General features: G+C 41.7%; 22 protein-coding genes. 9 read left to right on the top strand and 13 right to left on the bottom strand.

The features are described 5' to 3' along the window. Positions 1 to 6: 6 nt before the first annotated feature. The gene (locus QNM18_RS15190; RefSeq protein ID WP_211012354.1) at positions 7 to 3,084 is read left to right on the top strand and encodes a ligand-binding sensor domain-containing diguanylate cyclase; all 3,078 of its coding nucleotides are present in this window, start codon (positions 7 to 9) and stop codon (positions 3,082 to 3,084) included. Positions 3,085 to 3,171: 87 nt separating this feature from the next. Here the strand turns inward: QNM18_RS15190 and QNM18_RS15185 are convergent, their stop codons facing one another. Continuing rightward, on the bottom strand, positions 3,172 to 3,924 hold the full coding sequence (locus tag QNM18_RS15185) for a transporter substrate-binding domain-containing protein (RefSeq protein WP_284137709.1): 753 nt from the start codon (positions 3,922 to 3,924) through the stop codon (positions 3,172 to 3,174). A 279-nt stretch (positions 3,925 to 4,203) separates the two neighbouring features. Here QNM18_RS15185 and QNM18_RS15180 point away from each other — a divergent pair, with 279 nt between their 5' ends. Then, a complete protein-coding gene (locus QNM18_RS15180) occupies positions 4,204 to 5,181 on the top strand; it encodes an FHA domain-containing protein (protein ID WP_211012355.1) in 978 nt (325 codons plus the stop codon). A 36-nt stretch (positions 5,182 to 5,217) separates the two neighbouring features. After that, positions 5,218 to 6,087 (top strand): M61 family metallopeptidase, encoded by an 870-nt coding sequence (locus QNM18_RS15175; protein WP_284137708.1) that lies wholly within the window; start codon positions 5,218 to 5,220, stop codon positions 6,085 to 6,087. Between the two features lie 42 nt (positions 6,088 to 6,129). On the opposite strand, the gene phaC is transcribed toward QNM18_RS15175, so the two are convergent. The 3 genes from phaC to QNM18_RS15160 all read right to left on the bottom strand — a co-directional run bounded on the left by phaC (position 6,130) and on the right by QNM18_RS15160 (position 9,307). Next, positions 6,130 to 7,899 carry a class I poly(R)-hydroxyalkanoic acid synthase gene (gene phaC / locus QNM18_RS15170; protein WP_284137707.1) on the bottom strand — a complete coding sequence of 590 codons (1,770 nt, stop codon included), beginning with the start codon at positions 7,897 to 7,899 and terminating at the stop codon, positions 6,130 to 6,132. Positions 7,900 to 8,118: 219 nt separating this feature from the next. Then, on the bottom strand, positions 8,119 to 8,463 hold the full coding sequence (locus tag QNM18_RS15165; protein ID WP_023398532.1) for a phasin family protein: 345 nt from the start codon (positions 8,461 to 8,463) through the stop codon (positions 8,119 to 8,121). A 94-nt stretch (positions 8,464 to 8,557) separates the two neighbouring features. Beyond that, positions 8,558 to 9,307, bottom strand: coding sequence for an SDR family oxidoreductase (locus tag QNM18_RS15160; RefSeq protein ID WP_284137706.1), 750 nt, complete (start codon positions 9,305 to 9,307; stop codon positions 8,558 to 8,560). Between the two features lie 597 nt (positions 9,308 to 9,904). Between QNM18_RS15160 and QNM18_RS15155 the strand changes: the two genes are divergently transcribed. Further along, positions 9,905 to 10,255 (top strand): rhodanese-like domain-containing protein, encoded by a 351-nt coding sequence (locus QNM18_RS15155; protein ID WP_284137705.1) that lies wholly within the window; start codon positions 9,905 to 9,907, stop codon positions 10,253 to 10,255. Between the two features lie 21 nt (positions 10,256 to 10,276). On the opposite strand, the gene QNM18_RS15150 is transcribed toward QNM18_RS15155, so the two are convergent. Beyond that, positions 10,277 to 11,320: an alkene reductase gene (locus QNM18_RS15150; RefSeq protein WP_211012359.1), complete on the bottom strand. Its 1,044-nt coding sequence runs from the start codon at positions 11,318 to 11,320 to the stop codon at positions 10,277 to 10,279. Between the two features lie 124 nt (positions 11,321 to 11,444). Here QNM18_RS15150 and QNM18_RS15145 point away from each other — a divergent pair, with 124 nt between their 5' ends. Further along, positions 11,445 to 12,026 carry a TetR/AcrR family transcriptional regulator gene (locus tag QNM18_RS15145; protein WP_211012360.1) on the top strand — a complete coding sequence of 194 codons (582 nt, stop codon included), beginning with the start codon at positions 11,445 to 11,447 and terminating at the stop codon, positions 12,024 to 12,026. A gap of 173 nt (positions 12,027 to 12,199) precedes the next feature. Further along, on the top strand, positions 12,200 to 13,069 hold the full coding sequence (locus tag QNM18_RS15140) for a winged helix-turn-helix domain-containing protein (RefSeq protein WP_211012361.1): 870 nt from the start codon (positions 12,200 to 12,202) through the stop codon (positions 13,067 to 13,069). 168 nt (positions 13,070 to 13,237) lie between these two features. Here QNM18_RS15140 and QNM18_RS15135 read toward each other — a convergent pair whose 3' ends face one another. Continuing rightward, a complete protein-coding gene (locus tag QNM18_RS15135; protein ID WP_284137704.1) occupies positions 13,238 to 14,035 on the bottom strand; it encodes a methyltransferase domain-containing protein in 798 nt (265 codons plus the stop codon). 7 nt (positions 14,036 to 14,042) lie between these two features. Continuing rightward, the gene (locus tag QNM18_RS15130; protein WP_284137703.1) at positions 14,043 to 14,798 is read right to left on the bottom strand and encodes a Nif3-like dinuclear metal center hexameric protein; all 756 of its coding nucleotides are present in this window, start codon (positions 14,796 to 14,798) and stop codon (positions 14,043 to 14,045) included. Positions 14,799 to 14,963: 165 nt separating this feature from the next. Here QNM18_RS15130 and QNM18_RS15125 point away from each other — a divergent pair, with 165 nt between their 5' ends. Then, entirely contained in the window at positions 14,964 to 15,431 is a 468-nt protein-coding gene (locus tag QNM18_RS15125) for a VOC family protein (protein WP_023398540.1), read from the top strand. Between the two features lie 48 nt (positions 15,432 to 15,479). On the opposite strand, the gene yghU is transcribed toward QNM18_RS15125, so the two are convergent. Beyond that, the gene (gene yghU / locus QNM18_RS15120) at positions 15,480 to 16,349 is read right to left on the bottom strand and encodes a glutathione-dependent disulfide-bond oxidoreductase (protein WP_284137702.1); all 870 of its coding nucleotides are present in this window, start codon (positions 16,347 to 16,349) and stop codon (positions 15,480 to 15,482) included. Positions 16,350 to 16,779: 430 nt separating this feature from the next. Between yghU and QNM18_RS15115 the strand changes: the two genes are divergently transcribed. Both QNM18_RS15115 and QNM18_RS15110 read left to right on the top strand, forming a co-directional pair. Further along, on the top strand, positions 16,780 to 17,214 hold the full coding sequence (locus tag QNM18_RS15115; RefSeq protein WP_284137701.1) for a hypothetical protein: 435 nt from the start codon (positions 16,780 to 16,782) through the stop codon (positions 17,212 to 17,214). Between the two features lie 39 nt (positions 17,215 to 17,253). After that, positions 17,254 to 19,911, top strand: a complete 2,658-nt coding sequence (locus QNM18_RS15110) for a glycosyl hydrolase family 18 protein (RefSeq protein ID WP_284137700.1) — start codon at positions 17,254 to 17,256, stop codon at positions 19,909 to 19,911. 126 nt (positions 19,912 to 20,037) lie between these two features. On the opposite strand, the gene QNM18_RS15105 is transcribed toward QNM18_RS15110, so the two are convergent. The 5 genes from QNM18_RS15105 to QNM18_RS15085 all read right to left on the bottom strand — a co-directional run bounded on the left by QNM18_RS15105 (position 20,038) and on the right by QNM18_RS15085 (position 24,661). Beyond that, complete coding sequence (locus QNM18_RS15105) at positions 20,038 to 20,676, bottom strand: GrpB family protein (RefSeq protein WP_284137699.1); 639 nt, start codon at positions 20,674 to 20,676, stop codon at positions 20,038 to 20,040. Between the two features lie 16 nt (positions 20,677 to 20,692). Beyond that, positions 20,693 to 21,544, bottom strand: coding sequence for a sulfotransferase domain-containing protein (locus QNM18_RS15100; RefSeq protein ID WP_284137698.1), 852 nt, complete (start codon positions 21,542 to 21,544; stop codon positions 20,693 to 20,695). A gap of 220 nt (positions 21,545 to 21,764) precedes the next feature. Continuing rightward, positions 21,765 to 23,051 (bottom strand): coproporphyrinogen-III oxidase family protein, encoded by a 1,287-nt coding sequence (locus QNM18_RS15095; protein WP_284137697.1) that lies wholly within the window; start codon positions 23,049 to 23,051, stop codon positions 21,765 to 21,767. Positions 23,052 to 23,090: 39 nt separating this feature from the next. Continuing rightward, a complete protein-coding gene (locus tag QNM18_RS15090; RefSeq protein WP_211012370.1) occupies positions 23,091 to 23,333 on the bottom strand; it encodes an acyl carrier protein in 243 nt (80 codons plus the stop codon). Beyond that, positions 23,330 to 24,661, bottom strand: coding sequence for a class I adenylate-forming enzyme family protein (locus QNM18_RS15085; protein WP_211012371.1), 1,332 nt, complete (start codon positions 24,659 to 24,661; stop codon positions 23,330 to 23,332). Before QNM18_RS15085 ends, QNM18_RS15090 begins: the two co-directional genes overlap by 4 nt. Positions 24,662 to 24,812: the final 151 nt, after the last annotated feature.

The raw sequence follows: 24,812 nt of genomic DNA, 5'->3' as shown, positions 1-24,812 counted from the left end.
GAATCTATGCACAAGTTTTTTCTACTGTTAATTTTGACGGCTGCGTTTCACGTAAATGCGGCTATCAACGATTACGTTGTTAAACAGTGGAATATGCAAAATGATTTACCATCACAGAGTATTAAAAGTGTGGTGCAAGATCAGCAAGGCTATATTTGGCTCGGTACACAATTTGGACTGAGCCGATTTGATGGACACCAGTTTGTAAACTTTAATACTCAAAACACCAACTTTTTAGTCAGTAATGCAATCAATAAGCTTGTTGTTGATCGCTTTGGCATGCTGTGGGTAGGCACTCGACGAGGTGTATTGCGTATCGATCCGCAGACGATGAAAGCGCAGCAATTTAAAATACAAGCTGATGTAAAAGACATCATCGAAGACAATAGTGGCAACATCTGGGTTGCGGCAAATGGTCTGTACTACATCTCAGCGAAGCGTTTAATGTTGGACAAAAACAACTTAGACGACAGTAAATTATCACTTACACATATCAGTCAAATTGTCGGTGCGGTAACTAAAATGGCGCCATCTCCAGATGGTATCTGGGTGGTCAATGAGCGGCATTTATTACGTATAGGTGAAGCGCAGTTTGTCGGATCAAACGGCATGAGGCTGGAATTATCGAGTAAAATTTCACTGCCTAGACAATTGGCTCAAACCAACATTCACGACTTAGCTTGGGTTGACGGCAAACTATTTTTGGCTTCTCAACTCGGCGCATTTTTCTTGGACTTTGATGAAGTATTACGTCGCTTTGACGAAATTGGAAACAGTGCTGTTTATAAATTTTTAAGTGATGAGCAGGGGGGCTTGTGGGTCTCTACATATGGTCGTTTACTCTATAAAGAAAGTGGTGGGGAATGGCAGTCTGTCGATCTCGTACAACTTGATCAGGGGATATGGTTTACCGACTTATTCATTGATAAAAGCAACAATGTGTGGCTAGCAAGCATAAACGAAGGATTATGGCTTGCACACTCAGGTCGAGTGGAAAGGTTCCAAGCTGGCTTGCGGGGCAAGCAAGCTATTTCTGCAATGACAATGGGTCCAAGAGGTAATGTCTGGGTCGCGACCCGTGAAGGGGTCGGGATGCTCGATCAAGATGATAACTACCAGCCTATTATTACGCCTGCCCAGTTAAAGGGTGTAGAAGTACATGATATGGAGTTTCTTGACGACCGCCTTTACTTAGGGACTGGACGAGGGGTTGTAATATACGATGATGGTCGCTTATTGGCCATTCCGAATAGAGAGTTTCGTCAAACACAAGTATTTACAATTAGTCCATCCAACCAAGGTGGCCTTTGGATAGGCACAGGGCGTGGTTTATATAGACTCGATTACAATGGTTTAACGCCATTTACCTACAATGCTTTTTTAGGCAGTCAGTTTGTTACCTATATTGTCGATTTTCCTCGCTATGGGTTTATTGGCACTGATAAAGGTGCTTATAAATATAATGAACGTGGAATTGAAAAAATTGGCGGCCAAACCTCTTTAGAATCTGCCTATGTGACAAGTATTTTGCACGTTGAAAATTACACAACGCTGGTCGGTACGTTTTATGACGGGCTGTATTATCGCACCAGTTCGGGTGATTGGTTCCAATTAGATGCATCGCACGGTCTACCATACGGGCCTATTCTGTCATTGCATTATGATAAGGAGCAAAACTTTATTTGGGTTAGTTCAATGAAAGGGGTCTATCGTATGTCGATAGAGCAGTTTACCCGTGAAATAGACAACCTCAAAGTAGAGCAAGTGATAAACCCCTTTGACCGTCAACTAGATGGCATGCCTAGTCAATGTTGTACAGGCCTTGGTCATGACTCAGTTGTTGAAGTGGATGATGTACTTTTATACCCAAGCTTGCAAGGGGTGGTGAGGATCCCTAAAAGTGTTAAGTTGTTCAGTGATAGTGAACTACAACCTCGCTTTGAAGGGATCACAACTCCAACACGAGAGCTGACACCCAATAAAATTGTTGAGAGTATTGTGCTCGATACAAATGAACGGGATTTGACTATTCGCTATACGGCAATTGATTTTTATGCGCCGCAAAGTATTGAATTTAGGTATAGACTTGAAGGGCACGATGATCAATGGCGCGATGCGTTGGCGCGAAGAGAGGCGATATATACTAACTTACCGCCAGGTGAATTTACCTTTAAGTTGGAAGTGAAGCGCAGAGGTGAGGATTGGCAAGAAGCCCATTCAAAGTCTGTAAAATTGACACTTCCGCGTCGTTTTGACGAAACCGTATTTTTCAGATTGATTATTACTTGCGGCTTCATTTTCTTATTTTATCTAGTTTTTTGGGTATTTAGAGCGCAAGAGCGACGTAAACAGGCTGCGTTAGAAGAGTTGGTCACTGAGCGGACGACCGAATTGAGAAAAGCCAATGAAAAACTCAATAAGGTAAATACGCAACTGAAATTGGTAAGTCATTCTGATGAACTAACAGGTCTCAAAAGCAGGCGCTTTTTATTCGACCAGTTACCTAAGGATATTGAACACTATCAGCGCAATGCTCACTCATTGAGAGAGCAGGGTAAAAGCCTTGTGTTAATGATTTTGAATATCGACAAATTTAGCAAGGTAAATGATGCAAATGGTCCGATAGGTGGAGATAGTTGTCTGCAGCAGCTTGCTACATTGCTCAATACTCGCACACAGGGGTCAGATTATGTGGCACGTTGGAGTGGCGACGAGTTTTTATTGCTATTACGAGACTTTCAATGTTCCGATGTTGATGAATATGTGAAAGAGCTTTGCAAAGCAATTGGTGAGTTTGATTTTACTTTACCAAATGGCAAGTCTACGAAAATGACTGTTTCAGTTGGCTGGTCTTTCTATCCATTGCAAATGCTCGGAGGGCATGTAATTGGTTGGGAAGCGTCGGTTAACTTGGCTGATATTGCATTGCATCAAGTTAAGCGCAGTGGTGGAGATGGCGCTGCGTCGGTTGTCTTCGATGATGAGCTAGACGCATTTGAGTTTGAGCAGAGTCAAAACGTAGAGTCTCAATTGCAATTGTTGCAATCAAATGGCTTGGCGGAAGTCAAAGTTTGGATGCGATAGCAAACACATTATAGTAGCGTGGGTGACACATTTAATTTGAGATGTATCACCCGCTTTGAGTTAAAGGCCTGCCCTGTGCCGTTTGGTTTATTTATTCATTTGCGCTTGAACGGTGAGTAAGGCTTCATCCATTTTTTGTATAAAGTCATATTTGTATGGAAACTTGTCGCCATTGTCTTTGGTGTAGCCAATATGTGCGGTTCGGCTAAGAACTATGCGATCTTCTTTGAACTGTTTCATATCCAGTGTTTGAATTTCTTTCTTTACCGAGTCAAACCCCATCAATGTTGATAATCTGTCGTTGACGTAACAATCCAAGCGAAACTTCGAGAGCTTTTTAATATTGGTCAGGGTGTCTTTATTTTCCCAAATCTTGATCAGTCCTTGGTTCTTTGCTGAATTAAGCTCCTTATCTAAAATCAAAAACCCCGAATTAATACCTATATTGATTGGAGGGCGCTGAGGCGAGCGTTGCAAAATATTGTTTAACGTAATGCCTGGGTTGCAAAATGCCACAACGTCTTCTGCGCCTAAAGACACTGAATAAGGCCAAATATAGGGCCTTTTGTCTTTGTGGATGTATGGAGGAAGTAAAGCAAAGGCTTCGCCATTCTCCATTGCTGCCACCCCTCGCTTCCAAGGAATCGCTTCAAGTGTTACTTGGTAGTGTTCAGACAATTTCCTCGCTGCAAGTCTAACTTGCTCGATATAAATGCCGTACAAATATCCGTTACTTTCGTAAGAGTACGGAGGGTAGCTGTCGTCCACTAAAATGGTAACACGTGGCTTGAAAGCCGTATCAGCTGTGGCTGGAAAGCTGATTACAGAAGTGATGAGCATCAATATAAGTGGTATAATTATGGGACTCAACATAGTTTGTGTCATAGTTTATTTGAAGGGAGCCATTGATAACTTTAGGCAATTTTGATTGAGATTACCAGAATCGGGTTATCGACACGGAGCGAAATAGGCACAGATATTTTGTAAATGTGTAGGTGTAATAAGGCGTAATTTATTTAGTTGGGCTTAGGCGTTAAAATATGTAAAAGGTAGCTTGCGTAAGTATTGCGTTGTATACCTAGTTCAAGATAGTACCAAAAAGAGAAATAAGGCGAATCCATGGCAAAGCTTAAAGTAAAGGACTGTACAGATGTGATCTACTTAAAGGCGTTTCATCGTTTTGGTAGGCTAACATATTCTGTTGATACGCAAGTCAGTGGTGTTGAGATTTCACGTATTCATGCAGTCATTGAACACAATGGACAGGATTGGGAGTTACGTGATCTGAGTAAAAATGGCGTATGGCTGAACGGACAAAGAATAGCTTACAATCAGGCAATACACCTGAAAGTCGATGATGAGATCACATTTTCCGAAATGCATCCTCAGACCTTTATCGTAGACTCAATCTCTCCGCCAAAGGATTTGCTGATCCCGTCGTGCAATGATCAACCAGATGAAGTTATTCCACTCGAAAAGTATCACTTTCTACCTTCAGAAGCAGACCCAGAGTTAGTGGTTTTTTATGACAATGAAAAACTATGCTGGTGCTACGAGCATCTTGAAAGTGGCAGGATAGTTGCCCTAACTGACAGCGATAACCTGTGTGTTGCAAATGAGTTATGGTATCTATTTCAGGTTGAGGCCGCTTCTCAAGAAGCGACCATGCCTATTGATAAAGCACATCAGTCAAATCTTGAATTTGTGTTTGATATTAGTCTCGACGAAGAAATAACAGAATTAAAAGTGAATCACAACGGCGCAGCGTTAGATTTTGACGTCAGAACACACCATTATCTGACAGCGTTATTGGCTCGTTATAAGGCCCGTGATGAGGCCGCAGTAGAAGAAGAAAGTGAAAGAGGTTGGGTTAGCGTATCTCAGTTGTCTAAAGATTTAGGTATTAGTGAAAGCCACATCAATATCCAAATACATAGAGCTCGTAAACAATTCGTCGACTTGGTTGACGACAAAAGCTTGGCTGAGAAAATTATTGAGCGGAAACGTGGCAGAGTACGTTTCGGTGGAAAACACTTTACCATTAAAAAAGGTTCTCACACCGAAGCATCTTACACAGGGATGCAGCTAGCGCTATAATTCTACATTGAGATCTAGTTTAGAGTATGGGAATGTATGGGGCTTTCATGGCGTTGCATTGCGGTATTTACATGCTTTGTGGGCTGCTGTTTTCCTGCTTATAGCAATAGCATTGAAGCGGTCTGGCACAGTGCTCCCAGCACGTCTTTAGAATCTGAAAAAGTGAACAATTGGTTATACCACGGTCTTGAAAAGACCACCTTTGTTCTTGGTAAATTAGAACAACCGACTGTACCAGTATATATTCACGCTATTGAGTATGCGAATGAGCCAGTCCCCTGGGGCGAAATATCCCGGGGGAATATTGATAGCATCACACTTCACGTAAACACCAAAGCGTCATTATGGGCATTAAAGGCTGATTGGACGCTATATCATGAACTCGCTCATCTATATCATCCTTTATTTGCCTACCGAGACATGTGGCTTGCGGAGGGGTTGGCGACCTATTTACAAAATGGGGTGATGCTAAAAAGTGGTATCATTTCGTCACAAGAATTTGTGCAACGTATCAGCGATGGACTTGCCCGAGGTGAAAGAGCAACGCACTTATTTATCGGCACCTTGTCCTCGGTATCAGAAAATATGTGGCGGCTAAAAGCATATCAGCGCGTTTATTGGAGCGGTGTCGCTTTTTTCATTGAAGCTGAATTAAAGTTACAGGAAGAAGGAGTAAAGCACAGCTTGGTGGGGCTTATTGCTCGCTATCAAGCGTGTTGCCGAAAAAATGCGAGCGCGGGCAAAAAGGAGAGTGCTTTACACTTTTTGAGAGAGCTAGACAAACTCGCGGGAAGCAAGGTACTTGAGCCTCTTTATCATCTCTATGGCACAAGAAGCAATTTCCCTTTTATTACAAAATCCCAAGTACGCCTAGCTTCTGTACATTATTTACCACTAACAAGATAATGCGCGAGCAAAGGGCGGAGAGCTTTACTCGCTTTTTTAACACTATAATCTGGCTTTAACGTATTCTCCTGGGGCGTCGTAGATACCAGGATTAGCCTTGGTTTTTACTGCTCGAGCTGGTACTTTTTCATCAGTGAATTGAGTAATCCATTTACCCCAATGTCCCCACCATGAGCCTTTTGTATGTTCGGCTTTTTCGAGCCATGCATTTGCTTCGCCTTGCAGTGCAGGCCCAGACCAAAATCCATATTTATTGGCTTTTGGCGGATTGATCACACCCGCGATATGTCCTGACTCACCCAGGACAAAAGTCGTTTTTGAGCTGGTATATTGGAAACCTTTGAAGGTGGCTTGCCAAAGTGCAATATGGTCGTCACGGGTAGAAAGTGCATAGATAGGTTGTTTGACCTTGGTTAAGTCAATTTTAGTCCCCCTGATATCCACTTCTTTATTAGCGATCAAACGATTTTCCAAGTACAGATCTCGGAGCATGAAATTATGGCATTTTGCCGTGAGATTTGTGCTATCGCCGTTCCAATACAGGAGATCCAGATCCATCGGCGGTTGGCCTTTGAGGTAATTGTTGACGTAGTAATTCCAGTAAAGGCTGTTCTCCCTAAGCATACTGAACGACACGCCGAGCAGGTGGCCGTGCATGACACCATTTTGTAGATTGTACGCCTCAAGTGCCGAGATGGTTCCTTCATTGACAAAAACACCAAGTTCACCAGGCTGGGAGAAATCCAGTAATGTCGTTAGCAGCGTCGCACTTTTTATCTTTTGCTTCATTCGCTTGGATGTGAAATACGCCATGGCGGTGGCGACTAGCGCACCGGCAATACAGTAACCGATGGCATTCACATATGCTTCACCTGTTTGCTTTTCTATCTCATCTATAGCTGTAATAACACCGTCAACGACATAATCTTCAAAACCAATTTCAGCCATACTCGGATCTGGGTTTTTCCAAGAGATCATGAATACAGTATGGCCATTGTCCACGGCCCATTTGACGTAGGAGTTCTCTTCTTTTAAGTCCAGAATGTAATATTTGTTTACGTAAGGAGGGACAAATAAAAGAGGCGTTTTATGTACTTGTTTTGTTGTAGCTGAATATTGTATCAATTCAAACAAGTGGTTTTGGAAGATAACTCTACCCGGTGTTGTAGCAAGATCTTTCCCCAGCTCATAGGCATTCTCATTGGTCATGCTGATCCTAAGCATGTCGCCACTTTTTGCCATATCTTTTTTGAACAGCTCAAGCCCATTAATTAGGTTTTGTCCTTCAGACTCGATGGTTAGTTTTAATAACTCTGGGTTGGTGGTGATGAAGTTACTTGGAGAAATCGAGTTAATAACTTGTCTTGCAAAGAATTCGAGCCGCTCTTTTAGTTTTTCGTCCAACCCAGGTGTTTGGCGAATTGAATCAAGTAATGACTGTCCAAAAAGTAGATAACTTTGTTTGATGTAGCTAAACCACGGATTGTCTTGCCATTCATCGGCAAGAAACCTCTTGTCACCACGCTCAGTTGAGATAACTTCTTCACTTGAAGCGTTCAGGCGTTGCTCCCAAGTTTGCTGAACAATTTTTAATTGTTCCTGCCACCAGTTTAATTGTTGTTTTGCAAATATCTCTGGTTGTTTTGTAATTTCTTTGGCCCATTCGCCAAAGTCTTCTGCACTTTGTTCATTTAGCGCTTTTTGAACTGGACTATTATTGAACAAATTTTGTGAGAATATACTGTAAAGATCTTGATTATACTGCCACCAAGCGCTCATGGTCTGAGTAAAATCTTTATTGTCGGTATCCATTTTATGCTTCCTAGTCGGAGGTGTGACAGACGAGTCATTGCTGTAAAAGGCGCTGTATTTACCTGACAAACTGCATGCAAACTTGAGTTAGAGCTGGTGTATATTCATGGCGTTTTCGTAACTAGAGCACTCTTACTCAAGAGACTTGTCAATGGTGTTAGCTCTAAAGTATGACAGAGCGGCCTGAGCAAACTTAATCTCACACAGGCCGGCAGTGCATTAGACTTTTGCAGCTTTAACAGTTTCTTTAGAAATAGTCTCTAAATTGTCTTTGAACTCTTGACCTAGTTGAGTCAATTTTTGTCCATCTTCGATCAGCTGTTGGCTCAGCTTATTAACAGCACTTAGTTGGCTTGCGTTGAAATCGATGAAAGACTTAACGTCTTTTACTTCCGCTGCAGTTTTAAGTTGTTCAACTGATGTTTCAGTGAATGAGTGAGCGGCATCAAGTTGAATTTTAGCCAGTTGCTCAATATTTTTAGCAACTAATTGGTTGAACTGAATTGCCGGAGAGAAGAATTTCTCGCTTTGCTCAGTGATTGATTTAAAAAAGTCGTTGTACATGGCTTGCTTCCTATTGAGAGATAATCCGTTTAATTAAATGCAATATCCACCTACTACAGAAAAGTTACCTTTTCTAAATGGTATCGATGAGTTTCTAGTTCATATACAGGCCACCATTGAGGGCCAGTGTTTCACCTGTAATATAGGCTGCGCCTTCAGAGGCTAAAAAGCTAACAGTTTCAGCTACTTCTAAAGGTGTAGCAAGTCGCTGCATAGGGACTTGAGCTTTGATGCTTTCCAGTACGTCTTCACGCATTTTCGCGACCATAGGGGTTTCAGTGTACCCAGGTGCAACAACATTCACAGTAACACCTGCTCTTGCCCCTTCATATGCGAGTGACTTACTAAAACCAATCATCCCTGCTTTAGCAGCAGCGTAATTAGCTTGACCAAATTGTCCTTTTTGACCATTTACGCTAGAGATATTGATAATACGACCTGACTTATTGCTACACATGTGTGCAAACAATGGTTGGGTCATGTTAAACATTGAATTTAGGTTTGTATCAATGACTTCGTGCCATTGCTGTGCGTTCATTTTCTTGAACGACGAATCTCGGGTAATACCAGCGTTATTTACTAATACATCAACCTTGCCGTGTTTATCGATGATAGACTCAAGGCTGTTGTTGCACGCTTGGGCATCGGTTACGTCCAAAAATAATGGCGTAACAAACTTTGGGTTAATATTTGATTGGTTGCACCAAGTATCGAAATCTGCTTCGGTACGTCTTGGGCTTGCCACGGCAATAACAAAGTAATTGTTTTCTACGAGCTTTTGGGTAATTGCAGTACCTATACCACCTAAAGCGCCTGTTACTACTGCTATTTTTTGATTTTCCATAATATGCTGTTCCGAACATAAAGTGGCAAAACAACTGTACAACTAAGCCACAAATTCACTGAAGCCCATAGGCATTCAGCAGGGGTTAAAACTAACGCTATTGTTCATGCCTATTGTGACGAAATAATAACTAATTTGTTTAATATAAAAGACAAATTCTCATCATTTTGTATGTGATATAGGCACGAGACCACTGCGATGGTCACTCAAAGCGCAATGAACAATGTTAATTTTAGACTAATAACTCAAATTTAAAAATGTAAAATCAAATTTGTCTAACCAATTGTCCAAATACGCGTGCAGTAAGTAATAGTCGGTATTTAAAATTTCGGTATTAGACTAAAGGCTAGTAGACACAAAGTAATTCAAAGTTGATATTTTAAATTTATAAATATCAATGCTTTATTTGTTTTTGTGGAGGTAAAAAACAAATAAAAAAACTATCATTTGGATCAATTAAAATCACACTATTTCAGTTTTGGGTAATTTATTTTGGACTATAATTTATCTAAAATGCATGTTCAGTTTGAGGGTTATGATATGTTGCATGAAAGACGCTTTAAGAGCACATTGTTTTTTTATAAGTTATTGATAGTTATGTCAATATTATTTAGTTCGATTTCTTATGCGGATATCAAGGTAGTCAGTGCTAAAGATCTTTTAATTAACCAAATGTCAGCAAAGCCTCATACCATCATAGATGTACGTACGCCTGAGGAGTTTGCAAACGGTCACTTAAAAGGTGCACTCAATATCCCTTACGATCAGATAGCTGCACAGTCGTTTTTACTCGCAAAGCTAAAAGACAAAACGTTAGTGGTGTATTGCCGTTCCGGTCGCAGGGCAAATATCTTCGAGCGTGCTTTGCTTGAGCAGGGGTTCAAATTGTTACACTTGGAAGGGGATATGCTAGGGTGGCAAGGACAAGGGCTACCAGTTGTAAAGTGATAACCCTAAAAGTGGCTAGATTTATACAAGTGAAGAGAGCATTTCTTCACTGTACTCTACTAATGGCTGGTGATTTTTAACTCTTTCAATATAATCTGGGTTGGCAATGAGTGGTCTACCAATTGCTAGTAAGTCAAAACGGTCCGATTGAATCGCTTCTGCACCGGTTTGTGGTGTAAAGCCACCAACACCGACCAATGTTTTGTTGTAGCGACTTCTAACATAATCGGATGCTCTCCCTCCAAGGTGTTCGAAAGTCATTTGGTCGTCGAAAATACCAATATGCAGAAATGCCAAATCACGTTTTTCCAATTCAGGTAACAAATAGTCGAAAACCTCTTTATCACGCGAGTCTGGCTGCATATTAAAATAGGCACCCGGTGATAGACGCAAAGCTGTGCGATGGTAACCAATTTGGTCTGCTATAGCATCAACGACTTCTAGCGCAAATCGGCTCATATTTTCTGGTGTCTCGCCATACTGGTCGACTCGTTTGTTGCTATCAAAATGTAAAAATTGATCTATGAGGTAGCCATTGGCGCCGTGGATCTCTACACCATCGAAACCAGCTTCGATTGCGTTTGCGGCTGCTTGAGCATAGTCGTGGATCAACTCTTCAATTTGTGCCACCGTCGCTGGAGTCGGAGTGATATAAGTCAATTCACGCATGCGGGGTACGGTCCCTTCGACAGCTTCTGCACTGGGCGCAATGACTTCTTCACCAGAGAAAAAGAAAGGATGGGCCACTCGACCTGTATGCCACAACTGAGCAAAAATCTTGCCTCCCTTTTGGTGTACAGCATCGGTCACTTTTCTCCAACCTGTGACCTGCTCGTTCGTGAATAAACCTGGAGTATTTGGGTAACCCTGAGCATCAGGGCGAATGATAGTGGCTTCTGAAATGATTAAACCTGTGTCCGCACGTCGCGCATAATATGCGGCCATTTCCTCAGTTGGCACTAGATCTTCATCCGCCATACATCTTGTAAGTGGTGCCATAAGTACCCGGTTTTGTAGTGAAATAGCCGAATTCAGTTGATAAGGTTGAAATAGAATATCTGTCATGGGTTGTTCTCTTTATTTGAATGTTTGTTCAAGATAGCCTTATTTGAATGATCATTCAAGAGCTATTTTGAACATTTGTTCAAATTTGTTTAAGATATACCTAAATGATTTACCTGAGTAGCCTATGAGAAGTGCAGAGTTCAACCGAGAAGCCGTATTAAGAGCTGCCATGAATGCGTTTATGGAAAAAGGGTTTAACAAGACCAGCATGCAAGATTTGAAGCAAGCGACAGGTCTGCACCCGGGATCAATATACTGTGCTTTTGAAAATAAAAAGGGGCTCTTGCTCGCGGCGTTAGAGCAGTATAATTTGGATCGAAACGCTGAACTGCAAGCTATCTTCAGCAATGAAAATGATGCAAAAAGTGGGTTAAGCGCTTATTTGAGTAATATTGTGGCTGAATGCGTAAGCGGTGATCCGACCCAATCTTGTCTAAGCCAAAAAGCCATCAATGAGATTGCGCAGACAGATGAACAAGCGCAAGCTGTACTCAGTCAACAGTGCGTTATGTGGCAAAGCGTTATGAGAGATGTTTTTGTTCAAGCTGGTGAAGAGGGAGATCTCACTGGTACGCGTTTACCTGAACAACGTGCGCAAAGCTTAATTGTCGGTATTTATGGCCTAAGAACATTCTCGCAGGCGCAAAAAGATCCAAGTGTTATATCGGAAATTGCTGAACAATTGCTCATTGATGTTTGTCGGTAAAGTCTTTATCTGGACAGTAGACGTGAGCACAGGGCTCAGCTCAGGCAAAATTTACTTATATCATTGTTCTATTAGACATTATTACTAGCTATAAAGGCTAGCTCTGTTGAAGACTTTGGTATAGTCTATGAATTCTTTTGGTTATTAGTTAATTAAATGGAAATCATAGTGATATGGAATATCAATTTTCTAATGCAGCTTTAAACATTAGGAACCAAAGCCTTAAAGTGGATGGTAAAAGTGTCGCACTGGAAGAGCGCACGTTTAAGTTGTTAGTTTATTTAATTGATACTCGGCCTAAAGTTTGCACGCAGGATGAACTTGTCGCTTATTTATGGCCAGATTCTGTGGTTTCACCTTGGTCATTACCCCGCTTAATATCTGATACACGCAGTTTGTTACGACGCCTTGGCGTGGAGCAGGATTTGATATTCACTGTTCGAGGCCAAGGATATAAATTCAACCCTGAAATCGCCGTCAGCTTCGAGCATGTATCTGAGGATACTAGGATTCAACTAGAGCAGCTAAGAGCAGAGCACAGCTCAGATGGGGTCCACTTGAAGTTTTGGATAGGTGTCACTTTACTAATGTGCTCAGCATGTATTTGGTTGGTGATAAATCAGTCTGTTATACACCAACAAAATACGAGCTTCAAAGCCAGTGAACCGACAGATGCGAAAGGACGTATTCTGTGGGTAGACGACAATCCGAAAAATAATGTCAAAGAGCAAGGCTATTTTTTGAATCAAAAAATAGGCGTTTATAACACCACATCAACCCAAGAAGCCCTGTTACTGTTAAGTATGTACGAGTACACCGTCGTGATCTCTGATATGGGCCGAGATGGCGAGCCCTTGGCTGGGTTAAAGCTGCTTAAAGCGATGCGCTCAACAGGAGATCAGACGCCATTTTACGTTTACACCTGGGTTGAATCAGAAAAACAAAAAGAGGTTATTTTGTCAGCCGGCGGGCAGGGAGTCGCGACAAAAAAGCGGGAGTTATATGACTATATATTACTGCACTTTAATGATGAAAAAATTTAGTTTGAATTTTTAAGTATATGATTATTTTACTTTTCAATTTAATTCAAAGGGATTCAAGGGACAAATTCATGCAACTATGTCAACGTTGTATAGCTGCTCTCTTACAGCAAATGTCTTGGCCTTAACACTAATACTGTGGTGGGTATTTTGTGTTAAGGCCGTTTTATTTTATTGGTCTGGCTTCAAGAGCAAATGGGTATACCTGCCAATTGAGGCATACGGCTCCGCTCTATTGTATTTAAGTTCAAGTGCCAATAGTTCATCGAATTGCTCGTCTGCTTTATTCGTTTCACGTAAATAGTCATGAAAACAACGAACGCCCGTCTTATTTAAAGTGCGTAAACACAGTTCGGCGAGCCAACTATCTACATGCTCACTTTCAAGTGGCTGGTTGGGGCTCAGGCCCACTTTTTGTTTGACTTGAAGACCATTTGAAACATAATCAAAATTACCGTAGACCATATTGGCCAGTCGTTGCGCTGATTTGTTAAAGTACATTAAGGACAAAATACCATCTGGCTTTAAACATTTATTAAGGATTGTCACAGCCGTCTTTTGTTCCACAATCCACTCTAGTACGGCATGGCAAAGTACAAGGTCAAACTGCCCGAGATTTAATTCTGCGAGCTCTTGCAGCGGTGCATTGATTAACGACAGTGATGAAATATTCCTAGCTTCGGCGCGCTCTTTGGCAATGGCTAACATTTGCGCAGAGACATCAAGTAAAATAACTTCATGGCCGAGTTCAGCTAAATATAGCGACAGTTGCCCTTGCCCACCTCCAGCATCTAAAATTCTCAGAGGCTTACTGTCGAAATGTTCGTCCAGCAATTCATCCAAGTCTCGTTTTAGAACCGCTTCTCGGATCTTGCCTTTACTCGTGCCGTAAATGTTATTCTTAAATTTTCCGGCAATATCGCAAAAATTGCGATCTGTTGGCGCGGAGGTGGAGTACTTTTTAGCCATGTTACATTTATACCGGGTTATTGATGTCGACAAATTCTACATCTAGGTCATATTTATCGGCTAAGTATTCACCTAGGGCTTTCACTCCGTATCGCTCTGTCGCGTGGTGTCCAGCTGCAAAAAAGTGGATCCCTTGCTCATTGGAGCTGTGAATTGTTTGTTCTGATGCTTCGCCTGTCAGGTAGGCATCGATACCTTGACTCGCAGCTAAGTCGATGAAGCTTTGCCCACCACCTGTGCACCAAGCAATGGTTTTAATAAGATGATCGCCAGCTTGATTAACTAGCGGCTTTCGATCTAACTTATCTTCAATTAGCTTCGCGAACTCAGCTACTGTCATCGGGTTTTTGAGTTTTCCTTTAACCGCAACACTGTTTTTGTTCCACGGCTCTAATGGGCGCTCAATTTCTAGGTCTAACAATTTTCCGAGCTGTGCATTGTTTCCAAGCTCAGGGTGCACATCAAGGGGTAAATGATAAGCAAGAAGGTTGATATCATGCGTTAAGAGGCTTTGGATTCGGCGCTTTTTCATGCCTGTAATTGATTGCTCTTCGCCTTTCCAAAAATATCCGTGGTGTACCAATAGTGCGTCGGCGTTCTTTTCTACTGCGACATCAATCAACGCTTGGCTTGCGGTGACACCGGTGATTACTTTTTTGATGTTGTCTTTACCCTCGACTTGTAACCCATTTGGGCAAAAGTCATTTATCTGGAAGGGCTTGAGTAATTCAGTAAGTTGGTTGACTAATTTTTTGCGCTGCATAATGGCCCCTAACGGCGATAAAAACGCATAGTTTAGCGTTTTTTTTCACGAAGAAAAGTGGATATTTAGATTGGTAAAACTTGGTTTTTGGGGTTACTACCGTTTGTGCTTTGCAAGAAATAGACTAGTTTTATTCAGACTAACTAGCAACTGAGAGACAGTAAAATGGCCGTGAACGCAATTCCCGAAGGCTATCATGCTTTAACACCGTACCTTATTGTGCAAGGAGCTACACAGGCAATTCAATTTTATCAAAAGGTATTTGCAGCCGAGTTGGTATTACAAATGAATATGCCAGATGGTGGTGTTGCCCATGCAGAGCTTAAAATAGGTAATTCCCACCTAATGATCAGCGATGAATGTCCCGACATGCATTTTAAAGGACCTAATCAACTTGGTGGTACGCCCGTTACTTTGATGCACTATGTTGAAGATGTGGATATGGTATTTTCTCAAGCCTTGGCAATGGGGGCAAAAGAGCTCAGAGCAGTAGAGAATCAATTCTACGGTGATAGAGCAGGCACACTTGAAGATCCATTTGGCCATATTTGGACGATCGCAACTCATATTGAAGATTTAAGTGAATTGGAACTACAAGAACGGATGAGTGAATATATGTCTAAGCAGGGTTAATAGTGAGTGTGTAAGCCCCACCCAAATGAGGCTCACGCAGTAACCTTGTTATTTAGTTGTAGGTTGGTCTTGGACTTTTGACTCAAAGTCGCGGCTGTCATGGCGTTCATGAAGCTGCTCGTGATCTTCTCCCCAAGTGCGATTAACCATGCGCCCTTTTTTCACAGCAGGCCTTGCAGAGATTTGCTTGGCCCAACGGAGCACATTAGGATATGCCTGCACGTCTAAAAATTCTGCTGCTTCATATAAACCACCTTCTACAAGTACCCCATACCATGGCCATATAGCCATATCCGCTATGGTATAGTCATCACCACACAAGTAACGATTATCTTGCAAATGAATATTCAATACGTCCAACTGCCTTTTTACTTCCATGGCGTAACGATCAATTGGGTACTGAAACTTCTCAGGCGCATACGCGTAAAAGTGGCCAAACCCACCACCCAAAATAGGTGCTGATCCCATTTGCCAGAATAGCCAATTAAGGCACTTTGTTCGATCTTCAAGTTCACTAGGAATAAACTCACAAAACTTTTCTGCTAGATAAAGTAAGATTGAACCTGATTCAAACACATTTATCGCAGGTTGGTGTGTGGTATCAACCAAAGCGGGTATTTTCGAGTTTGGGTTGATACCTGTAAATCCCGAAGAGAATTGTTCACCTTCCATAATGTCGATAAGAAATGCATCATATTCTGCTCCAGATATCCCTTTTTCAAGCAACTCTTCTAATAAAATAGTGACTTTAACTCCATTTGGGGTTGCCAATGAATATAGCTGTAAAGGGTGTTTTCCTGTTGGCAGTGTTTGTTCAAAACGGTGACCAGCCGTAGGTCTATTGATGTTTGCAAATTTACCGCCATTTCCGGCTTCCCATTGCCACACTTTTTCTGGGGTATAGGTGTTCTGTGCCATATCGTTTCCTATAGGTTTAGAAAAAACTTTGAAGTATCGACAGATGACCGTGATGATTTAAATTTTAGTTCACATAGCAAGATTTACTTTGCACGATTGCTTCTCTAGAAGGTTTGGAAAAATTGCAAAACTTCCAATGACGTATAAGTCTCTGCGTTTTTTGATGTCGTCAAAGCGTGGCATTGAATGTTATTTAGTCAATTATTTTTACTATTTGTTTTTGAGGAAATTAATGTTGTTCAATTTTTATAAGCTTGAATTTCAACTTAGTAGGTAAATTTATAGGTATGGATGAATGAAAAGGGAACGAGTTTGAACTACGGTGATTATTTTTTAGTCCCTAAAGTGGGTTGTGTTTTTCGTTGTATTCGGTACATTGGTGTTAACAGTATTTTTGTTTTGTTAATTAATTTTAGAGGGACATGAGCACATGCGTATTTCTTTTCGTCCAATCATCTTATTTTTGACACTTCATTGCTCTTTTCTTGTTCAAGCTGATGACAGCGCTGTCTCTAGTGTAGCTAGTGCCAAGGAGCAAGCTACTGAAAGGCGTATCGCTGGCTTATGGCATGATGTAAACAACAGTAATTTTGCCAATGGTCATTTGATAGTGTCGCAACAGGGGAGTGAAGTTTTTACTGCACATTACCTTGAGTTCAAAGGTATACCTTTTGTGGAGCACGGAGCGGGTAAGAGAGAGCAAGATACCATTACAGTTAAGGTCCAGGTAACACAACAGATCCCTGGCTGGACGACGGAAGGTGTCCATACATTAACTTTGTCTGAGGATGGGCAATATCTAATTGGAGAGTATTTTTCAGGGGGAAATAAAGGCCCTCTGAAGTTTAAAAAGGCAGGCAAATAATAACCTGTAAAACAAGAAAAACATGTAGAAGGAAATAAAATGAAAAAATCACACAACAGGGTATTGAGCAGAGTGAAGCAGGCATTGCTTCTCTCTGGCTTTATGGCCTCTCTTCCTGCTCTTGCTGCGGTACCTGGCGCGCCAAAAGTAGAGTGGATGGTCGAAAAGCATAGTTTAGTAACAATTACAGATTCACTGGCATATAAAGATGTAGTCGTCGCGCCAAGTGTTGATGTTTCTGTGCCTTGGTCAAAGTGGACTGGGGAAGCTGGCGAAACAGTTAAGATTTTACTTGATGGTAAAGTAGTACATAGCAGAGTTTTGACTGAGGTAGGCAGCTCGCAATCGGGTGTAGAAACATTAACATTTAAAAAAGGCGGTAAGTTCAATTTAACTGTCCAACTGTGTAACTTGGACGGATGTAGTGACAGTACTAACAATAAAGTACTTGTTGTTGCGGATACCGCAGGGAGTCATTTAGACCCTTTGCCAATGAAGGTGAATGATCCTCGCTTTCCAATTGAAATGACAAACCGTTCATACGTCAATACAACAGGCAAAGTTGTCGCGGCATATGCGGCAGAGTGGTCCGTGTATCGTGTGGAAGGAATGGACTACTACATTGACAATATTCCAGCGGAAAACTTGACCCATATTTTTTATGGCTTTGTTGCTATCACAGGTCCCAACGAGTCTTTTCAAAAAGAGAACCCTACTGGATATAATACGTTTCAACGCGTCGCAGCTGGCTTAAATGACTTTGAACTTGCGCCACCAGATCCTTGGGCTGCGTACATGAAGCCAGTTGGCGACCAAGTGAATCAAGATGCTATCAAGGGTAACTATGGTCAGATGATGGCCTTGAAGCAACGCTATCCCGATCTGAAGATCATTCCATCTATTGGCGGATGGACTTTATCTGATCCGTTCTACTTTATGGCAGATGATGCCAAGCGAAAAACTTTTGTAGAATCATGTCGTAAGTTTTTGAGAACATGGCAATTTTGGGATGGCATCGACATTGACTGGGAATTCCCAGGTGTTGCAGCGGCGAATCCTAACCTAGGTTCGCCAAGCGATGGTGCAACTTATATCAAACTGATGAAAGAGCTTCGTACAATGTTGGATGAAGAGGAAGCTCGTACAGGTCGAAAATACGAGCTAACATCTGCCATTAACGTCGGTTTTGATAAGCTAGAAAAGGTCAACTACGGCGAAGCGATAAAGTACATGGACTATATTCTTATGATGTCCTATGACTATTTTGGCGCTTGGGATTTAGAAGGTCTGGGCCACCAAACCGCGGTGTATCCTTCTGATTTCAAACCTTCTGATGTACGTACAACACAATATAATCTGAAAACAGGTATTGATCTGCTCAAGGCACAGGGAGTACCAGGTAATAAACTGATCGCAGGTATTGCGATGTATGGCCGAGGCTGGACTGGTGTTGAGCATACGCCTGGTACGCACCACATGCAGGGCACGGCAACTGGGCCATCTGCACCAGCGGATGCATTTAAACTTGAACCTGGCACGTTAATGTATGCAAACATTGCGCAGTGGGCAAAACACCCAGATTGGGAATATCACTACGATACAGTTGCGCAGGCACCGTACATTTATCGTCCAAGCACGGGTGATTTGATCTCTTACGACGATCAAAGGTCGATAAAAGCGAAAGGCGAGCTTGTATTCCAAGAGGGTCTTGCTGGTATGTTTGGTTGGGAGATCGATACTGATAACGGCGATATCTTAAATTGGATGCATGAATCACTTGGACACCCATTGGTTGACGGCTCTAATCGAGCGCCTGTGGTCAACGCCGGTGCAGATCAGAGTGTATTATCAGGTTCAGTAGTTAAGTTATCGGCAACAGCCAGTGATGCTGACAACGACGCGTTGACTTATCAGTGGCAACAGGTGTCAGGCCCCGCAGTGACGCTTGGTGTGACAAGTGCACTAAACGTAGAGTTTGTTGCGCCTGACGTAATTGGAGAAGCCACAGTCGCATTACGCTTTACGGCCAATGACGGCAAAGGCGGTAGCACAAGTGATGAAGTCATTGTTACGATTCGCGATAGTGTTGTAAATACACCGCCTGTAGTCAATGCTGGCGCAGATCAGCAAGTTGAATCAGGCGCTTCAAACGTATTATTGGATGGTAGTGCGACATCTGATGCGGATGGTGATGTTCTTACTTATGCTTGGACACAAGTGTCAGGAAGCGCGGTTGTTTTGGCTGGTGGAGATACCAATAAGGCAACCTTTTCAGCCCCTCAAGTAACCCAGTCTGAACAATTGGTGTTCCAGTTAAGTGTATCTGACAATGGGGTAGACACGTACACAGATACCGTGACTGTGACTGTAACGCCAAAAGGTACTGGTGGGCACCCTGCGTATGATGCGTCCGTAATTTACAATACGGGAGACCGTGTCAGTCACTTTGACCAAGAAGTGAAACAGACTCTGGTTTGGGAAGCTAAATATTGGGTATCAGGTGTTGAACCTACGCGTTTCGCTGATGCTTGGAAATTGGTTAGCCAAGCTGAGTTTCCATGGCATGTGAACGTGGCATACAACGCTGGCGAAGAGGTAAATCACTGCGATGCATCTAACCTATGCGCGCGCTATCAAGCGTTATGGTGGACTAAAGGTGATGAACCAGGAAAAAGTGGTGCATGGAAAAAGCTATAAAGCTAGATAATATGCTTTAGCACGACCATGGCAATACATCAGTGTCACTTCATCAAAAACCCAGGAAGTGACACTGTTTTATTAACGCTAAAAGTCTTGCCTCATAACGAATCTATTCGCTTGCATTTAATGTTTAGCTGTTTTTAACCAGCGTTTAGCATCGTTCAGTATGTCGCAATAAATGTCAATTTTGCGCACAGAATATGACAACATGTCAGAGCTTGAAGCAATCGCTTGATTTTTAAACTTTTGATATCTAGTTATCTGCTCTTGGTTTGATTTAAGATAATCACGAAAAAGGATGGCTTCGCTAAAACAGGGGAGAGAGTGGTGGGCGACGTGCAATATATAACATTTGCGGGACTCGACCTTCCAGTACCAACAGCATTGTGTATGAATTGGGCTGCGGCCAAAAAATGTATAACCCAATTTTGCAAGCGCAGACTGTACGTGAATATCATCCGGCTCAAAGGGGGTTTTAGCAGCAATGTCGATGATATTTTTGGAACACATACTAGGTATAGAAGTGCTGCCTATATGCTGAACTTCTTCCAACTTTAGGGTATTGCCCAGCTCAACTAAACACCGTTTTTCGCGAGCAAACCACTGTGGCCACTGCGGGTTGTAAGGGAGCTGTTCAAACCCAACATCAGGCATTTTTAACGAGAGCAAATGAAGAAATTTAGTTTCAATGGCTTCGCCATTGAGGTGTTCATGTTTATGTTTCAGCTCTTTGAGCAGCTTTAAGTAGTGTAGATTAATCATTACCTTCCTTTATTAATTACTCGTACCATAAGCCGATTAAATCTCGCTCTAGTAAATTCGCTGTGGATTGAATATCGGTGTAATAGTAGTTCATCAAGTACTGCTTTAGAGGTCTACTCATCGAAGAGACTTGCCCGGTTTTGTGTACACGAACGTGGTTGCGGTGTAGCTTGTTGCGAATATTATCTGGTAACTGCTTGAGCTGACGCAGTGCTGTATTGCGGATTTTGAGTGTGGCTTGTTGTTGGTCAAACTCGATATCATCAAAGGGGGCTGCACCTATGAAGTCAAAGGTTTCGGCCATGATGCGACGCGTATCTTTAATAAAATCATCAAATAAAATCACTTTTACATTTTTACCAAAGATTTCTATGTAGCGTTTGACGTGTTGATAGTAACTGGCATTGTTCAAATATTGCAGCCCGTCGTGAAAGTAGCTTGCGGGTGGAATACACTTTCCTTCTCGTCTATTTTTGCAAAGTGATATGGCGCGCTCGAGGTCAGATTGATCTTCATTTCCAGTGCGTAAATAGAGCGAATGTAGCGATTGTATCTGCTCCCACGGGCGGCGCAGCATAATAATGACTTTTGCGCCTTTGCAATGTGTGTGAATATTGTGCGCCGCAGCTTTGCTGGTAAGATACCAAACAGAGCCTTCTGCGTTGATAGCTGAATTGGCAAATAACTTTAGATAGTCACTAGTTTCAGTGATTGCATGTGGTTGCACCATCAAATCTGTTGCGAAGTAGTGGGGCTCTTTCAAAATAGAGACATGTATTGACGGGTGCTGTTTTAAGTACAGGCACATAGCTGTGGTGCCCGAGCGCGGTGCGCCGACGACAAATAAATTTGGGTAGTTATTTACCATGTAAAGCTTTCCTTATTCTATCGGAGTGTCACCACGATGAGTCTGATTAGATTTTGCTAACCCCGCTTCATTTGAATGCTTGTTACAATCATTGCGGGTTAATTTTTATTGTATAAGGCCTGTCTAATATCATGCTACCCCTTCAATAGGTCCTCATAAAGAAGGTGAAGCGCATTTAAGTCAGGCGCCTAACGCCTTAGAGTAGCGTAAGGTTTGGCAATTAAGCGAACGAGTCTAAAAAATGTCGGCTAAGCGCTTTACCTACAAAATCGCCATAAAACACGCCTTTATTTGTCATCTTTATAGTGCTCTCTTGTACAGCAATAAAATTTTGCTCTATTAATTTTTTTAGCATTAAATTATTTGAGGATAGTAAATCAATTCCGTGTTTTGCTTTAAGCCATTTGCAGTCCAGACGAGCTGTTTTCATGCCCAGTACTATGTCTCTGGCGATCAAGTCCATTGATGTGAGCTTTACACCCCGCTCAACGGGCAACATATCTTGGTCGATAGCAGCTTTATACTTTTCTGGCCTTGAAGTGTTTTGAATGTACTCCCTTTGTAAAGACGAGAAAGCAGAAACGCCAAATCCATAGGTATCTTCACCTTGCCAGCGCTGATGCAAATGTTTTTGTGGGTAATCTCCATTTTTGGTAAAGGTGAAAAATGTAGAGTTTTGATAGTTATTTGCGTGAAGTTGCTCAATGGCATAATCCATAAACGCCATTTCTTGATCATCTGTTGGCAAGATGATGCTGTTTTTGTGTAGATCACTAAAGTATTTTGAATTTTGATAAAGCTCCATTTTGTAGACTGTGATCGAATGAACATTGAGCGCAATTGCGCGGTCAATGCTATATCGCCAGCTTTGTTCGGTTTCTCCCTCTAATCCACTGAGTAGGTCAATATTGACGATAACGCCCGTATCCAACGCGCGTTGAATGGCATCAATGTTCATCGTTTCAGTGTCTTTACGACCAGTCTTTGTGACAACTTCGTCACTAAAAGACTGGATCCCAAAACTGAGTCGTGTAATACCAAATTGTGCGAGTTCTTCTGACTTCTTCTTATTATAAGTAATTGGTTCTACCTCAAATACAAACTCCGATAAAGCCATGGTGTAATGTGCGTTTAAGGTATCCATGATCTGGGATAGATGCCGCGCTTTTAATAAACTTGGTGTACCACCGCCAAAGTAAAGAGTATCTACTGGACGTTTAGACCAAGCATATTGTTTCGATACGAGTGCGATTTCTTTACACAGGTAATCGACATAATTGTCTATATCTTGCTGATTACTTTCAGACAGCTCAATAATTTTGAAAAAACAGTATCTGCATCGCTGAATACAAAAAGGGATGTGGATATACAAGTTTAGTCTGTTGTCTTCCAGTGCTTCAGAATGAAATGTGCCCTTCCAATAGCGGCTGGGTGGGTAAGTAGTTATAAACCCTTTGCGGTTTAGATCACTGACTGGCAACTGTGCATCGTCGTTTTTGATTTCCATATTGGTTTCTTATACCTAATGTTAGGATCTGCAAGTTAGTTAGCTACTGTGTTTAGCGATGATCTGCGACACTTTCTCAAGATTGTAAAAGTTCTCGAAAGTTAGTGAGTCATGTTCAAATTCGACATTGAAGGTTTTCTCCAACAGTAAGACAAACTCAGTGAATACGATTGAATCCATTGCCAAGCCATCTTCAAAAAGAGGGGTTGTTTGGTCGAATTCGTCATAGCTGAGATTCACATCGAGTTTTTCTACGACAAGTTGTTTTAATGCATCAATCATATTTCTGATCCTTCATAAAGTTTTGTTATTTCTTTTCGGTTAATTTTTCCACTGCTTAGCTTTGGCAGTTGCGGGAGGACAATAACCTTTTCAGGCATTGCGTAAGGCGGTAAATAATCGGCTAATTGTTTACGGAGAATTTTGGGATCTGTTTGTGAGCTTGACCCTACAACCGCAATAATAGTATGCCCCTTGATATCTTCTTTACCTTTTATTAGGGATACATCATCTATTTCTTGATGCCGTTTGATTTGAGTTTCCAGTTCAGAAAATGCAAGTAAACGCCCATCTCTATTCACGCTAAACGTATCTCTTCCGATAACTCTGAAGCCACTATGCTTTGAAATTGAGACCAGATCTCCAGTTGTGAAGGGTGACTGTTGTTTTGGCTGGTGCAAATAATAGTCAAAGCCAAAAGGGTGCTCAACAATGAGCTTTCCTTTGTCTATTGTGACTTCCACAGCGCTCAATGGCACAACCGCATCATTGATTTCTTGATCTGCTTTGTGTACTTCACCAATTGCGATGACTCCCAATTCGGTAGACCCATAAAGGTTGAAAATTTGCTTAAATTTGGCTTTGGCTCGAGTGTATTTATGATTGTCGAAACAGTCCCCGGCGCTGACAATAAATTGATAAGTTAGATCGTTGTTTGGCTTATAAAGCAAGCCTTCTAACATATGGGGAGTGAGATAAATCACATTGGGAACAAAGTGATGCTCGACAGTTTTAAACTTAATAATATTTAGGTTGTTTGTTATATGAATTGTAGCGCCAACAAGTAAACTAGGTAATAGCGCTGCACCAAAACCATACATATGGTGAATCGGAACAGGAATAAGGACGCGATTTTCATGGCTAAGTGGCAGGCGTTCTAGCACATTAACGGAGTTGGCGACTAAATTCTCTCTCTGATGCACGACTACTTTTGGAGAGCCTAAACTACCTGAAGTAACAAAATAGACCGCACCCTCAATCGCTTTCGTATTGCCCTTATTGTGTTTGCTGAGTGTGATGTGAGTTAAATCACTGTGATAATGAGCAGACATGTGTAATTGGTCACCAAATATGCCATCATCAAATTCAGTATGATTGTAAGGTAATAAAGCAAAGTTTATGTCGGTGCTCAATAACGCCATCAACATCATTAAATGCTCAATTGACTGATCGCAGCAAAATGCAATCGGTGGGGTTAAATTGTTATCCAAGAGCCAACTTCGATAAGTATTGATACGTAAAATAGCATCTTGATAGCTTATGGTTTGGTGATCATCGCTTAAGGTGTTTTCTAGCGCACCTAGTTGTTTCCAAGTATCAAAAAATTTCATTCGCCGACTACCTTGTTTACAGCATAATGGACAGTCTATCGACCTGAGTTAGCAATTTAATAAAGTAAAATAGCGCTAGGTGTCACCTCAATAAGTGGCAGTTTCTACTCGTTATTTAAAGAATACTTTATTTTTAAGTGGTTGTTTTTTT

Origin of the sequence: Pseudoalteromonas obscura (assembly GCF_030135505.1) — a bacterium.
GTDB lineage: Bacteria > Pseudomonadota > Gammaproteobacteria > Enterobacterales > Alteromonadaceae > Pseudoalteromonas > Pseudoalteromonas obscura.
This window is presented reverse-complemented; position numbering and strand designations above follow the sequence as displayed.